This is a genomic window from Haloarcula regularis, from assembly GCF_029338315.1.
Taxonomy (GTDB): domain Archaea; phylum Halobacteriota; class Halobacteria; order Halobacteriales; family Haloarculaceae; genus Haloarcula; species Haloarcula regularis.
This window is the reverse complement of the sequence record NZ_CP119794.1, coordinates 1,823,280-1,836,782: the sequence shown is the minus strand read 5'-3', so window position 1 is coordinate 1,836,782 and position 13,503 is coordinate 1,823,280. Positions and strand designations below refer to the sequence as shown.

General features: G+C 62.4%; 12 protein-coding genes and 1 pseudogene. 5 read left to right on the top strand and 8 right to left on the bottom strand.

Annotated features, from left to right (window positions below; translation table 11 throughout):
- Nucleotides 1–45: 45 nt before the first annotated feature.
- Nucleotides 46–2,061: a hypothetical protein gene (locus P1N55_RS09925; protein WP_276275476.1), complete on the bottom strand. Its 2,016-nt coding sequence runs from the start codon at nucleotides 2,059–2,061 to the stop codon at nucleotides 46–48.
- Nucleotides 2,062–2,433: 372 nt separating this feature from the next.
- Between P1N55_RS09925 and P1N55_RS19945 the strand changes: the two are divergent.
- The 4 genes and pseudogenes from P1N55_RS19945 to P1N55_RS09910 all read left to right on the top strand — a co-directional run.
- Nucleotides 2,434–3,144 (top strand): annotated as a pseudogene (locus P1N55_RS19945) (DUF58 domain-containing protein); the annotation flags it as partial.
- 34 nt (nucleotides 3,145–3,178) lie between these two features.
- Nucleotides 3,179–3,925: a DUF58 domain-containing protein gene (locus tag P1N55_RS09920; protein ID WP_276275475.1), complete on the top strand. Its 747-nt coding sequence runs from the start codon at nucleotides 3,179–3,181 to the stop codon at nucleotides 3,923–3,925.
- On the top strand, nucleotides 3,925–4,434 hold the full coding sequence (locus tag P1N55_RS09915) for a hypothetical protein (protein ID WP_276275474.1): 510 nt from the start codon (nucleotides 3,925–3,927) through the stop codon (nucleotides 4,432–4,434). The genes P1N55_RS09920 and P1N55_RS09915 overlap by 1 nt, the downstream gene beginning before the upstream one ends.
- Nucleotides 4,431–5,324, top strand: coding sequence for a hypothetical protein (locus P1N55_RS09910; protein WP_276275473.1), 894 nt, complete (start codon nucleotides 4,431–4,433; stop codon nucleotides 5,322–5,324). The genes P1N55_RS09915 and P1N55_RS09910 overlap by 4 nt, the downstream gene beginning before the upstream one ends.
- Nucleotides 5,325–5,351: 27 nt before the next feature.
- On the opposite strand, the gene P1N55_RS09905 is transcribed toward P1N55_RS09910, so the two are convergent.
- Nucleotides 5,352–6,362 (bottom strand): AAA family ATPase, encoded by a 1,011-nt coding sequence (locus P1N55_RS09905; RefSeq protein ID WP_276275472.1) that lies wholly within the window; start codon nucleotides 6,360–6,362, stop codon nucleotides 5,352–5,354.
- 94 nt (nucleotides 6,363–6,456) lie between these two features.
- Nucleotides 6,457–7,356, bottom strand: coding sequence for a DUF4350 domain-containing protein (locus P1N55_RS09900; protein ID WP_276275471.1), 900 nt, complete (start codon nucleotides 7,354–7,356; stop codon nucleotides 6,457–6,459).
- A 344-nt stretch (nucleotides 7,357–7,700) separates the two neighbouring features.
- Between P1N55_RS09900 and P1N55_RS09895 the strand changes: the two genes are divergently transcribed.
- Nucleotides 7,701–8,864 (top strand): glycosyltransferase, encoded by a 1,164-nt coding sequence (locus P1N55_RS09895; protein ID WP_276275470.1) that lies wholly within the window; start codon nucleotides 7,701–7,703, stop codon nucleotides 8,862–8,864.
- A 40-nt stretch (nucleotides 8,865–8,904) separates the two neighbouring features.
- Here P1N55_RS09895 and P1N55_RS09890 read toward each other — a convergent pair whose 3' ends face one another.
- The 5 genes from P1N55_RS09890 to P1N55_RS09870 form a co-directional block, all read right to left on the bottom strand.
- Complete coding sequence (locus P1N55_RS09890) at nucleotides 8,905–9,915, bottom strand: DUF1616 domain-containing protein (protein ID WP_276275469.1); 1,011 nt, start codon at nucleotides 9,913–9,915, stop codon at nucleotides 8,905–8,907.
- A 63-nt stretch (nucleotides 9,916–9,978) separates the two neighbouring features.
- A complete protein-coding gene (locus P1N55_RS09885; RefSeq protein ID WP_276275468.1) occupies nucleotides 9,979–10,251 on the bottom strand; it encodes a hypothetical protein in 273 nt (90 codons plus the stop codon).
- A gap of 136 nt (nucleotides 10,252–10,387) precedes the next feature.
- Nucleotides 10,388–11,428: a glycosyltransferase family 4 protein gene (locus P1N55_RS09880; protein ID WP_276275467.1), complete on the bottom strand. Its 1,041-nt coding sequence runs from the start codon at nucleotides 11,426–11,428 to the stop codon at nucleotides 10,388–10,390.
- A 100-nt stretch (nucleotides 11,429–11,528) separates the two neighbouring features.
- Nucleotides 11,529–11,942 carry a hypothetical protein gene (locus P1N55_RS09875; protein WP_276275466.1) on the bottom strand — a complete coding sequence of 138 codons (414 nt, stop codon included), beginning with the start codon at nucleotides 11,940–11,942 and terminating at the stop codon, nucleotides 11,529–11,531.
- Entirely contained in the window at nucleotides 11,857–13,449 is a 1,593-nt protein-coding gene (locus P1N55_RS09870) for a hypothetical protein (protein WP_276275465.1), read from the bottom strand. Before P1N55_RS09870 ends, P1N55_RS09875 begins: the two co-directional genes overlap by 86 nt.
- Nucleotides 13,450–13,503 lie beyond the last annotated feature (54 nt).

Here is a 13,503-nt window from a genome sequence, read left to right as displayed (position 1 = left end):
GTGGAGTCTGACCCATCGGAGTGAGACGCCGTGTCCACCGTCCCGTCAGTCCGAGACCGAGTCGGACCGGTTCTGCTCGTTCGAGCCCTCCTGGTCCTCTAGTAAGTAGGTCGCGCTGGCAAGTGCCGCCTTCGTCGACTCGATCGAACTGGACTCGAGCGAGAACGCCGAGCGCTCGTACGCCTCTGTCAGCTCCCGAAGCGCGGCGACCCGTTCGTTCGCACGGCCACCGGCGTACGCCCTCAACAGTTCCCAGTGTGTCATCGAGGCGTCTCGGTTCAACCGATTGATGAGCGTCGTCCTGACGGCTTCGTATCCCATCAGCACGGCTTCGTCGGTCTCGCCCGCAGCGAGCCGGTTTCGGGCGACCGCGAGCAGGTCGATTGTCTCCGCAGGGGACTGGCCTGCTTCGGGCGTCCCCTCGGTTGCGGAACTATCTTCACTGGAGTCCTCTGAAAGACCGGTCTCGACCGGCTGACTGTTCAGCCACGGAAGCAACGCCTGAACTCTAGATGGCCACTCCAGTGTCCAGGGTCGGCCACCGAACAGCCGCCACACGAGGCCAACACCGAGTAGTCCAAGCACGAGAGCGCCGAAACGGACCAGCAACGTGAGACGTTCGCTCGCTCCATCAACCGGCGCGCCACCGGCCGCTGACGACTGTCCGAACACCACACTCAGCGGGTTCTGTACCAGCGATTCGATCAGGCTTCCCGGACTCTCGGACGTAGGTGCTAACGTGACCTGCGTGCGGTCCGGCTGGAGATTCCCGCCCTCTGCGAGATGCGCCGCCGTGACGACGACCGAGTCTCGCCCGCTCACCGTCGCCGGTAGGGAGAGGTTCGTTTCGAACTGGCCGTCTGGCCCGGTTCGAACCGCGGTCAGCACTCGTCCGTTCTGTGAGACCTCAACACGACGGTCCGCTACCGGACGTCTGTCGGCACGGACCGTCCCCCTGACCAACACGACTCTCGGGGCGACCCTCGTTCCGTTGAGCGTGACGGTCGTCGGAGTCGAAGCTACCCGGACTGTCGCTGTCGCGTCCTCGAACGCAAGCGCACGGGAGTCGAATGGTAATCCCGCCGTCACGCGAGAATCGCCTGGTGAGACAGCTGGGGGCAGCGGCGCAGTGAGCGAATAAAATCCGTCATCGCCCGTTCGGACCACTCCGAGCCGCTGTCCACCGAGCGAGACGACGACCGGCACGTCGCTCACACCCTGTTCCTCGACAGCGACTCGCCCCGAGGCACGGACGGTGTCGCCGAACACGACCACGGCGGGATCCGCAGACAGGCTCACGGTCGCTTCGGCCTCTTCGAGAGTGACACTCACTTTGTCGCTCGATCGGGCGTACAACGACGTGTTCGACGGCAGGTACGTCACAGAGAGCTGCTGGTCCCCAATCTGCTCGGCGACCGGCCTGAAACTAGTGGAGAACCGACCGTCGGGGTCGAGTTCCGTCGTAACGGTCTGGTTCCCGATCCGGAACCGCACGTCCTGCTGGGCCAGCGCCGACCCGTTCTCGTCAGTGAGCCGTCCCTCGATGACGAGCGGGGAGGCGAACGATCCGCTGTCGTCTGTCGCCGTCGCCGTGAGTCGCGTCCCGACGAGTTCTTCCTCGCGTACCGCCGCCGCACGCCGAGTCGTGTTGGTCTGGATGTCAGTCACCGCCTCCGACGCGACTGTCAGGTTCGAAGAGGTCGTTTCCGCAAAGGAATCATAATCGGCTGAGGCGCGCGTTCCGGTCTTGTTGATCCGGCGGCTCTGCTCTACCAGCTGGTGTGCGAGCGCTCGGACCCGCTGGTCGTTACCCGCCGCTTTGGCCTCCTCGTACTCCGCTTCCAGTTCGCGAAACTGTTTGACCTGCCTTGAAAGCTGCTGGACGTCTCGGCGTGTCTCTGTGAGCGTCTCGCTCGTGGCCTGGCCGTCTCGGCTCCCCGTGCCACCACGGATATCGACATATCTGTTCGCCCACTCGGGGTACTCCTCGTCGAGTCGGTCACACGCGTACGAACTGCCCGTTCTGGTCTGCTCCGTACAGTCGATGACGACCTCGGTCATGCGGCTTTCCAGCCACGCTTGAACCGCCCGCTTGTCGCCGGAACCCGTGACGTTCTGTGGGTTCTCATGGACGACCGTCGAGTTATTGGTTGGCGTGGACACCTGAGAGGACGTGCCGTGTTCTCCCGAGACACTCGAACTCTGGGCGGTCCCAGCGGCTGGAGTGACGCTGACGAGCAGCGCCGACACCAGTACCAGCCCTACGAATGCCGCACTGGCCGCTCTCGACGGTCCTCTGCTATGCACAATCCATCTATATCGGTTGACATATTTAATTCATTCCATCGTTCACGATAGCTGAAAGGAGAGGACGACGGGGCGAACCGGTAGAGAGCCAATATTTACATCCCCTCATCGAGTAGGAGATAGAGAATGCGATTAACCGGCCGTTCGTGGGCAGTGCTAGCGCTGTCCGGCGTCCTCGCGGGGTTCGGCGTGTTCCTCGGCCGACCGGAGCCCGTCGTCGGAGCCGCCGGTCTCGGACTCTGGCTCATCGGTCGCCAGTACCAGTTCGTTCGGGCAACGGCGAAGACGACACCGATGCTCGCGGTGCAGCAGACGACCTCTCGGAGCCGAGTGGTCAAGGGCGATCCTTTCGTCGTCGAACTGTCCATTGCGACCAACGAACCCGCTCCACTATCTGTCGAGGCTCAGTGTGACACGCCAGTGAGCGTCACTGGTCTCTCGGACCAGTCGACAGCGTGCCGGGTCGAACGAGGCGAACGCCAGGAGACGGCGGCTGTGACAGCCAGCGGGAAGACCGCCGGCACGGTCGTCTTCGAGTCTCCGAGGGTCACGATCTCGGACGCCGGGGAGCTGTTCGAACAGTCGCTTCGGATGGGCAACCCAGTGGAGATACACATCGAGGCCAAACCCCCACGAGACCTTCATATCGGGGCCGGAGGCGAGAAGCTCGCTGCAGGGTACGGCGAGCACGCGACTAGCCGGGTCGGAGACGGGTTGGAACCAGTCGAGCTTCTGGAGTACTCCCCAGGAGATGAACTCCGCCGGATTGACTGGAAGGCAACGGCTCGTCTAGGCTCCCTGCACGTCCGGAAATACGAGCGAAAGACCCCGCGAGAGCTCGCCGTCGTCGTCGACCATCGCGGTGCGATGAGTGCAGGGAATCCGGGTGATCGGAAAGCTGGATTACGCCGTCGACGTGGCGCTGCTCTTCCTGAACGACGCCCGAATCCACGAGGACCCTGCCTCGCTTTACACTGTCGGGGACGGTGGTACGAGCGGTGTCGAACCCGCTGCGAGTCGACCGGACCACTACGAACGGCTGCGCCGGCAGCTCACACGGCTAGAGCCGTCATCGACGAGCGACGACCGCGACCCGACGACGCATGCGGCCACGACATCGACGGCCACCGCCCGAAGGCTGGCCGATCAGCTGTCCGATGGGGCGTCTCAGTTCGAGCGGACGCTGCACCCGTACGTCTCAACGCGGGAGGCGTACGTCCGCCGGCTCGGCTCCCGGCCGCTCTTCTCGACGGTGAAGGCGAACCGTGACGACATCCGACAAGCCACCTGGACGATACTCATCACCGACGATACGGAGCGCGCGGAGGTACACGATACGGTGAAATTCGCAAAACAAACTGGGGGGCACGTCGGGGTGTTTCTAACGCCGTCGGTGCTCTTCGAGACGGACTTAGCCGACGAACCGGAGCGCAGCTACCGCCGGTACCGGGAGTTTGAGGAGTTCCGGCGGACCCTCAGTCGCATGGCCAACGTCACCGCGTTCGAGGTCGGTCCCGGTCGGCGGATCGAGTCGCTGTTGAGTGCGGGAAGGGAAGTCCGGTCCCGGAACGCAGGGGCGGGCGGCCGGGCGGACCCGGAACAGATAGAGGTGCAGTGATGCGCGACACGCTTCCCGCTCTCGATACCACGCGAGGGTCGAACCTCGACGTGACCACCGAACGGAGCGTGATCGCTTTCGCGGGGATCGTACTCGCAGCGGTGACCGCTGGTGTTCTCGGGGGCGTGGCGGGAATCGTCGCCGCGGTCTTGCTCGTCGGGGTCTGGGTCGCGTTGCCGGCGGAGTACGCGTTCGCTGCAGGGCACGTCGCACTTGTCGCCGCCAGTCCCGACCTGGCAGGGTTCGAACTACTCGTTGGCGTCCAGGCGGGACTCCTGTTGGTCCTGATCTCGGTGCTCAGAGCGGCGGAGATGGGCGTACTCGAACTCGTCGCGTGGACGCTGGTGTACGCGCTCACCGTCTCGACCCTGTGGAGCGTGCTCGTTCTGCGGCTCCTCCCGATATGGCAGGCCGTAACAGGTGTTGTCGTTCTCATAGCCATGAGCATGTACGTGATACATCGGCACCAACTCGGCAGACTGGACGCTCCGACGGGGGTATCGGAATGAGTAGCCTCGACGAGCAACGCGCGGAGACGATGACACGGGACGGAACCGAGACCACGGAGGCCGCGGAAACCGAGGAGTTGAGGAGGCTCAGAACGGAAAACGAGCGACTCAGATCCGAGTATGCGCGCGTGAAGCAAGTACAGCACAAACGGACTGCGCTCGGGCTGTTGGGAGTCGGACTGGTCTGTGTCGCGGCGGGACTCGTCTTCCCCGCAGAGCGGACCGTTCTGATCGCTCTCGGATCGACGGGCGTCTTCGGTGCGGTGTTGACCGTGTTCCTCTCGACGGAGCCGGTCGTCCCGACGACTGTCGGGTGGTCGCTGGCGAACGCCGTCGGCGCCAACGGGGCCTCGATCAAAGACGAACTCGGCCTCTCGGACGTCGCCGTGTACGTTCCAGTGGAGTGGGGTACTGCCAGTCACGAGGGGCCGGTCCGACTGTTCGTGCCACAGTGCACCGAATACGACCTGCCGAGCGACGACGCTCTCAAAACGACGTTCGTCTCCGCGACCGAGGACAGCAGCCGCGGAGTCTCGTTCGTGCCGACGTCAGCGAGACTGCTCCGGGAGTTCGACCGGTCTGCGGCGCCCGTCGAAACGACCGCCGCGCTGGCGGAACAGCTCTGTGATGCCCTCGTCGAGCAGTTCGAGCTCGCGGAATCGGCCGAAGCCGAGATCGACCACGAGACCAATCGCGTGAGTACCGCCCTCAACGGGTGTACCTACCCTGACGCCACCGCGTTCGACCACCCGGCCGCTTCGTTTCTCGGTGGTGGATTCGCGATGCAACTGGACCAGTCCGTGACCGTCGACGTCGAACGGGTCGACGACAAGGATGTCGACGTGCTGGTCACCTGCTGGTGGGATCAGTCGACGTTAAATCCGGAGTAACTACGCAAAGCGGCGACAGATTCAGCGTTAGTGGTCGTCGCTGTCCGCCGGGTTGCCCCCGTCGAAGGCGGTCGAGGTCGTCCGGGCAGCCTCCTCATGTGTGGGCGGACTCACGCTTTGGACCGCTGTCTCGACGACTGTCGCCGGGTCTAGATCGCTCAGTTCGGCGTCGGTACTGAGGACGAGTCGGTGGGCCAGCACGGACTGAGCGAGCCTTTTCGGGTCGTCGGGGATGACGTAGTCGCGACCGTGGATCGCGGCCCGGGCCTTCGAGGCACTGAGGAGGTGAATGCCTCCTCGGGGTGATGCGCCGTAGGTGGTGTCGGCGCTGTCGCGCGTGGCCTCGATGATGTCGAGGATATACTCTCGGACCGTCGGATCGGCGTAAACAGCTTTGGCCGTCTGTCGTGCCGAGGCGAGTTCCTCGGGCGAAACTACCTGTCGGGCATCTTCCGGACCGATGTCGGGTGATTCGTCGAACCGGGCCAACAGGTTACTCTCCAAGTCCCGGTCGAGAATATCGACCTCGAGTTTAAGATGGAACCGGTCTCGCTGAGCCTCCGGGAGCGCGAACGTCCCCTCCATCTCGAGTGGATTCATCGTCGCGATGACCATGAACGGATCGGGAAGTCCAACAGTGTCGCCTTCGATGGTAACCTGCTCTTCCTGCATCGCTTCCAACAGCGCGCTCTGGGTCTTCGGCGTCGCCCGGTTGATCTCGTCGACGAGCACGAAGTTCGAGAAGATCGGCCCCAGCTTCGTCTCGAACTCGTTCGTGGTCTCGCGATAGATCTTCGTCCCCGTGATGTCAGCGGGCATCAGGTCGGGGGTCATCTGAATCCGCTGGAAGTCCATCCCGAGGGTCTTCGCGAACAGCTCCGCGATTGTCGTCTTGGCGACACCGGGTACCCCTTCTAGAAGAACGTGGCCCCCGGTGAGCAGCGTGACGGTCAGCTCTTTAAGGACGTGTTCGTTCCCGATGAGAACGGCTGAGGCCTCGGAACTGACCGCGTCATACAGTGATTCTGGGTGTACCATCGTAGAGGGTATCTATCACGTTGGGTTATCTGCACATGTATTTATATATTCGGTCAATACCCCGAGCCGTGGGGTCTGTGTGCGCTCATGGGTGTCACTCGGCGTACCGACTGCCGACCAGAGCAACTCCGAGGACGCCGACGAGACCAAGCATGAGGCGTAGCATCGGTGAATCCTGAAGCGATATCTGGAACGCCGTGAGCGGTGGAATCTCCCCGGTGTGTGAGTAATCGAGCAGGACCGTCTGGTGATCGGCGAGGAGCGCCCCGACGAACTCCCGGTTGTCGTCTCGGTCGATCATCGCGTTGATGAACAGACTCGGGTCGGAGACGACCACGAGTCGGCCCTGACCGAGTCGCTCGGTCGTCACCACGGGATACCGACCCAGGTTTTCGCTCGAATCGAGTGTCTCGTTCCGGTTCGCATCCAGGTACGCATACGGCGACGTGCGGGCCAGAACCAGCGCGCCGTTGGGGCGGAGGGCCGTGGCGTGGTTCAGTGTGAGACGCGAGGCACCCCCGGTCAGCGGATGTGGCTGAACGCCTGTTGCCACTGGCAGCGCCGGCGACCGGTAGAACTCTTCACCGTCCCTGAGCGGACGCCCGTCGATGCGTGTCTGTGCCCCTATATCGGTGAGCAACTGGTTCGTCCCGGTCCCGAAGTCGTCTGCGACGATCAGCGTCCCACCAGCCCGGACGAACTGTTGGACCGTCTCGGCTTCGCCGGACCCATAGCTACGGGCAGGTGAGAGCACCAGCGCGACACTTGACGACGGATCAGTCTCTCTATATTCGCTCACGTTCGTGACGATTACAGGGTCTTCGGCGACCGTCGACGCCTCGTCACGCAGTGTCGACGTCCCGTCCCACGTCGGATTGTAGGCGCCGAAGGCGGTCGAAGAGGTGCTCAGGAGGACGATCAGAAGGACGGCTGTGACCGCCGTCAGCGAGATGAGTAACGCGCCCGGTGCGTCGAGGTCCGAGATCCAGGTCATACGTCAACCCAACATGCACGCGGAGCGACTCTCCCAAGCCGGTGATGGGTTTCTCTCGCCGGGCGACCATCTGTCATCGGTGAACTGTCCGTCGCGACCAGGACCCGAAGACGCGGCTGCCGGACACGCATGGCTTCCGGCGTAGCTCTCGGCGCTGGCATAGATAGTTCAACGAGGTGATTGTATTAGAAAGTACCGCTGACACGTCGAGCAGCGACATCTATAAGTTACAATTGGACGATATATGTGCATACGATGACGGATTCCCGGAGAGATAGCTGTTGCTACACGTTACGGCGTGCGAACGAGGACCGGTTCGGCCGTCGCCAGAGGTAGTCCCACAGATGGTTTCGCTTCTGGCTGTCGGCTTCTGGCTCACCGCTGTCCTGCTCGTTCACGTCTACTTCCTGTACCCGGGCGTTTTGTTCGTCCTCGGGGCAATCATCAACCGGTCCGAGCCGTACGAGCTACCCGAAGACCTGCCGACGGTTTCGCTGGTCATCGCGGCGTACAACGAGGAAGAGATCATCGCCGAGAAGATCGAGAACTCGCTGGAACTCGACTACCCCAGCGAGAAACTGGAGATAATCGTCTTCTCCGACGCGTCCTCCGACGACACGGACCGTATCGTCGAATCGTACGCCGATCAGGGCGTCCGGCTCGAACGTATCGAAGGTCGCGTCGGGAAGACCGAATGTCAGAACCGCGTGACCGAGCGCGTGAACGCTGATATCGTGGTATTTTCCGACGCCGACAGCATGTACGAACCACAGGCGATCAAGCGACTCGTCGGGAAGTTTGGGGACGACGTGGGCTGTGTGGTCGGGGAACTGTGCTACCGGGAGTACGGTGTCGAGGCCGAGTCGGCGTACCGAACGTTCGAGAAGCGCATCCGGCGCTGGGAACCGCGAGTCAGCTCCGGCGCCGGCGCGAACGGCTCGATCTACGCCGTCAGGCGCTCGTCGTACGTCCCGCTGCCACCGGATCACATCAGTGACTTCTCCGAACCACTCGCGATCGTCGAACAGGGCGAACGCGTCGAGTACATGGCGGATGCGCGCGCGTGGGAGAACACCGGTGACGACGTCGAATCGGAAGCGTCGCGACGCGTCCGTATCGGAACCCGTTCCTGGAACACCTTCTTCGATTATCTGAGTCTGTTGAACCCGCTTCGGTACCCGCTGTTCAGTTTCGAACTCCTCTCACACTGGCTTCTTCGCTGGCTCTCGCCGGTGCTGTTGGGCGTCGCAGCACTCACCAACGTGGCGCTGGTCGCGACCGGGTCCCATCCGATCTACACGGTGACGCTGCTCGGACAGCTCGGATTTTACGCGCTGGCTGCGGTGGGTGCGCTGATGAACCGGATGGACGTGCCGACGCCAACGGTGGCGTACGTCCCGTTTTATTTTCTGGTGTTGAACCAGAGCCTCGTTCTCGCGCTTTGGAACGTCATCCGGAAGCGGAACATCATCACCTGGGAGACCGATACCAGAACTGGCTCGGAGTGAGTCGACAGAGCGATTGCGCACGGTATGGTGTCTTATCGCGTCAGGTATCCGACGCGGAGACGTTCACCCAGAGGTGTGTCGACCGGTAGGCGGTGTCCATCCGTGGCTGCGTCGGCGGGTCGCCGCGGTACAACATGAACGTCAGTCGGAGTCGTTCCCCAGTGAGCGTCGGTTCCAACACCCGAACTTGGCGGCTGACCTCTCCCGGTGAGAGGGTAACGCTATACTGGTCGAGGCGCTCCGCTTTAGCGACGCTCGCTTGGCCCGAATCCGACTCGACGCGGTGCAGCGCCGTCACCACGGTGTACGTCGTTCGATCGCGCTCCTGATTGTCGACGCCGACGACGATGGTTCGACTCTGGGTCGCGACGAACTCCGTTGGATAGTCGTCGGCCACGAGCGTGCCGTCGGACGACCGCGATAACAGGTAGAACTCGGTGTACTCCGCGCCCGACTGCTGGTCGACCAGTGCGTACCCCACACTCGTCATCGCAAAGAGCAACACGACGACCAGCGCGACGTTCAAAACGGTATCAGTGCGCGTCTCGTGTGCGAGAAACTCGTCTCGGACAGCCGTGACCCACCTGTCGACTGGCGGGTCGTATCGGACATCGGGCGGCACCTCGGCACGTCGTCTCGCGGCGACACTGACACAGACCACAGTGAACAGCGAGATCGCAGTCAAAAGCGGCCACAGATGCAACCCCCACGGGGTGAGGTTGAGCGCAAAGCCGATCAGGGGGACAAGCGCGACGCTCGCACCGAGTGAGTACGCGAGACGCGCCAAATTCGAGAGGCCTCGCTGTGGCACTGTCTCAGGTACGCTGTCTTCGGACGTCCCCTCCGGAAACAGCGCTGCGACGAACGCATATCCCGGGGCGACGAGAAGAAACGGGAACGAGACGACCGCTCGGAGTGGCGTCACCCGGACGATGGGGACCGACACCGCGACCGCGGTGAGTACGACCGCACCGAGTACTAACGCGAGATCTATCGGAAGGGTGCGAATCCGATCCGGTAAATAAGGGCGTACTCGCTCCCGGAGCGACATGGTACGAATATTACGGCCCATTGATAAACATCTCGGTGAAGCGGAGAACCAACTCGACCCCGATCAGAACAGCGACTGTGTCACTTCGACGAACTCGTTGACGACGAAGTAGGTGAACAACACGAGCCCGAGGAAGATCGGCCACTTGAGCCGGCGACGCCACTGCGGCGTCAGGTTCACTGGGGCGGTCGCCACCGTCAGCAACATGAGCCCGACGAGCGACGCCACGACGAACAGCTCGATCGTAAGGGCGCCGATGATCGCGAGACAGAGGATGGTCCCGACCATCCAGGCGAGCTGTCTCGTGACGAACCGCTGCCGACGCGTCGTGGTCATGTCTCCCACGAGATGCTACGCCGTCTTAAAATGTTGGTCAGGTGAACAGAGCGGACGCTCGCGTTCGGTGGTATCCCGTCGTCGCGGCTCGCGGTGAGAGCGTTATATAGATTCACTCTGTAGCTCGACATCGATCTCATGTCGTTTCGTACACACGTCGTGTCTCCGCGGCGATCTCGTCCCACTGGTACTGCAGTATCTGCCGTCGATTCTTCGCTCCGAGAGTTGCCAAGTCGAGATCACTGGTACGGTATAGCGCGTCGGCGAGGGATTCGGTCGCGGGATCGTACAGCAGTTCCGACTGCTGGTCCAGCAACTCGGGGAGACAGCCCTCGGTCGGGCCGACGACCGGCCGACCGAACGTCATCCCGAGTATCGCACTGCCTGAGGTGAGGATGTCGCGGTACGGCAGCACCAACGCGTCGGCGGCGTTGAAATAGACCTGCAACTGATCGTCGGGGATGAATTCGAGGTCCGTGTGAATTCGCTTGTCCGGTTCGCTCGCGGTGGCGACGCGCCGGGCTTCGGCCTCGTCCGTCGGTTTCCCGGCAACAAGGAGGCGGAGTGAGTTGTCCTCGATACCGCGAAAGGTATCGACTAGCTCCGGGACCTGTTTATACGGGCGGATCTGCCCGAAATACAGGAACACAGTCGCGTCCTCCTCGATGTCGAGCCGGTCACGTGCTTCACTCTGTTCCATCGCGTTTTCGTAGCACCCGTCGTAGTGTCCGTGGGGAATCACGGTCGTTTTTCCGTCGGTGTCGAGTCCGTACCGGCGTTCCATCTGGTCTTGAGCGGCTGGGCAGTGAACGATGATCGCGTCGGTTAGACGTGCGAATACCCGCCGCACAGCGAGTTCGATCCCGGGGTGGGCGTTCTCGTGATCCGATAGGTTGTGCAGCGTCCAGACGATGTCGAGTCCGAGGAGCTTGGCCACGACCGTCGCCTGGAGGAACGCGATCGACTGTACAATGCTGCCGAGGAGGCTCTCGGTGACGACAAACGGTGCCACCCAGTGGACGTGAACGACGTCTGGCCGCGTGTCGACGATGGTTCGGGCCGTTGAGAGCGGATAGCCGCTAGCGAGGGTGACGTCAACTCCCTCGTCGGCGAGGCCCGCTGCCAGCTTTCCGCTGATACGGGTTCCCGGCCGTATTGTCGGGCAAGAAGAGGACACGCATACGCTGATTCTGCCAGTGGTGCCTTATTGTTATGCTATCGTAACGGCACTTCGGGTTCGTATGCTGGGGCTACTATGAGAGCACATCGCACGCGTTTCAGGAGTGCTGGATAGCCACCGCGCCGTTACTGTAGACCACACTGGCGTTCATCCTGGACCAGTTGTAGGTGGACGCGTGGACCGGCACGTCGACGAGTTCGTCGCCGTACCGCTGGGAGTTCAGGTCTGTCAACTCGACGCGGATTCCCTCGGTATTGAACGCGTTGGTCGAGATGATCGACAGGCCAGGGTTAAGAATTACCTCCCGTTCGGACTGGCTCATCCGGAGTTTGATGAACTGGTCACGCTCGTAGGGAGTCTGCCGGGCCCAGGCGTACTGGTGGAGGTACACCTCCATGTCGGACCGTGCGTAGACCGACTGTCGCTCACCGAGATACGAGAGCGTGAACTCCGTGGCCCCGAGTTCCTCTTCGGAGAGGTACTGCTGTGACCCCTTCTCTATCCCCGCCATGTCGGTCAGTCCGGGGTGGGTCATGCCGGAGGTCACGGTCGTGAAGACGAGTGCACCGATGACGACCACGGCAAGCCCGCGTCGCAGCGTCGAGCCGCCGGTCGGCCGAATCCCGTGTCGGAAGCCTGCGGCCGGGATGAGAAGCAAGAATGGGAGGACCATCAGCCGCCACCGATTGAACGGGATCAACCCTTCGAGTGGTACCCAGGCCGGGTTGGGGAAGTAGAGGATCGCAGCGGGGACGAACGCGAGCGCAACGAGGCGCCAGTGCATCTCCTGCAACCGCCGGGTACGAAACACGACGATGACGCCAAGTCCGGTCAGTGCGAGCAAAAACGAGTAGTGCAGACTGTCGATGAAAGGGGATCGACTGCCGGAAGAGCGCCGCGAGCGACTCGTATGCCTGAACGAGATAGATCCGTGATGGAATCCCGTCGGCCGCACTGGAGCTAAAGAACGTCCAGACGATGACTTCCCGGAACTTGTTGGTGACCAGCGTCCAGTAGACACCGAAGATCAGGCAAAACGAGGTGAACATGAACACGGTCGGCCGTTCGCTCGTCTGGCGGTTGCGCTGCCAAATCTGGTAGGCGAGATAGCCGATCGGAACCGATAGCATCGAGATGACCATGAGGACCGAGACGTGGTGCGTGACGATCCACGTCGCGACGACCGGAGTCGCGACCGCGACGTGTCGAGGCGACCACTCGCCACCGGTGAGGATGGCGAGGAACACGCAGAACAGGACGAAGCTCATCGACTGGTAGTGGGCTACGGAGCCGTAGTGGAGAAAGGAGATGTTGATGCTCACGAGCGCGGTGGCGATCAACGCGAGCGACCGGGACCGGCTCCAGTTGGTGAAAAAGAGGTAGACGGCGACGAGCGCGATCTGGAACAGGCCGATCATCAAGATGCCCATGAACACCCGCGGCTGTAGCTGCGTGAACAGCATTCCAGTACTCGAGAGGACGTGGAACGCCGAGAACAGGAAATACCGGGTCGCCGAGATCCCGGAGAGCCAGCCCTCGTTCATCAGAACGATCGCGGTCGTGGTGTGGTTGATGTTGTCCGGGACGCTCACGTAGTACGCGACGGTGAATACTTCGGCGACGATCACGAGTGCGGATGTGAGACAGACGAGTCCAAGGTTTACGACCCCGGACGTCCGGCCGTCGTCCTGGAAGAGGCCTCGCACGAGGACGGTGACCAGCGTCGCCGTGACGCCCAGATAGAATCCCAGGCCCGGCCCCAGAAGCGCGAGCAGACCCACGCTCGCCAGAAACAGTATCACCGGGACGCGCGCGTCGATCAGATTGTCCCTGACGGCCTCCGTGGATGACCGCCCGACGAACAGGAGCACGTCGAGGATGAGGACTCCAGTCACCAGATAGAGTGCGAGGCCGACGAATCTCGGACGGCCGATTTTGACGGCTAGCCAGAGCCCGACCGGCAAGACCAGGTGCCCGAACAGGAGGGCGAGCCACAGCCACTGGCGGCGGCTGGGCAAGCGACCCGACATGTGTCATTCAACCTAGCACAAACGCATATACCTTTCGTCCGT

Bases quoted from the DNA above. Each gene is read 5' to 3' on its own strand.
- P1N55_RS09895 (WP_276275470.1), top strand. From the start codon at position 7,701: ATGGTTTCGCTTCTGGCTGTCGGCTTCTGGCTCACCGCTGTCCTGCTC.
- P1N55_RS09890 (WP_276275469.1), bottom strand. From the start codon at position 9,915: ATGTCGCTCCGGGAGCGAGTACGCCCTTATTTACCGGATCGGATTCGC.
- P1N55_RS09885 (WP_276275468.1), bottom strand. From the start codon at position 10,251: ATGACCACGACGCGTCGGCAGCGGTTCGTCACGAGACAGCTCGCCTGG.
- P1N55_RS09925 (WP_276275476.1), bottom strand. From the start codon at position 2,061: ATGACCGAGGTCGTCATCGACTGTACGGAGCAGACCAGAACGGGCAGT.
- P1N55_RS09875 (WP_276275466.1), bottom strand. From the start codon at position 11,942: ATGGCGGGGATAGAGAAGGGGTCACAGCAGTACCTCTCCGAAGAGGAA.
- P1N55_RS09910 (WP_276275473.1), top strand. From the start codon at position 4,431: ATGAGTAGCCTCGACGAGCAACGCGCGGAGACGATGACACGGGACGGA.
- P1N55_RS09905 (WP_276275472.1), bottom strand. From the start codon at position 6,362: ATGGTACACCCAGAATCACTGTATGACGCGGTCAGTTCCGAGGCCTCA.
- P1N55_RS09900 (WP_276275471.1), bottom strand. From the start codon at position 7,356: ATGACCTGGATCTCGGACCTCGACGCACCGGGCGCGTTACTCATCTCG.
- P1N55_RS09915 (WP_276275474.1), top strand. From the start codon at position 3,925: ATGCGCGACACGCTTCCCGCTCTCGATACCACGCGAGGGTCGAACCTC.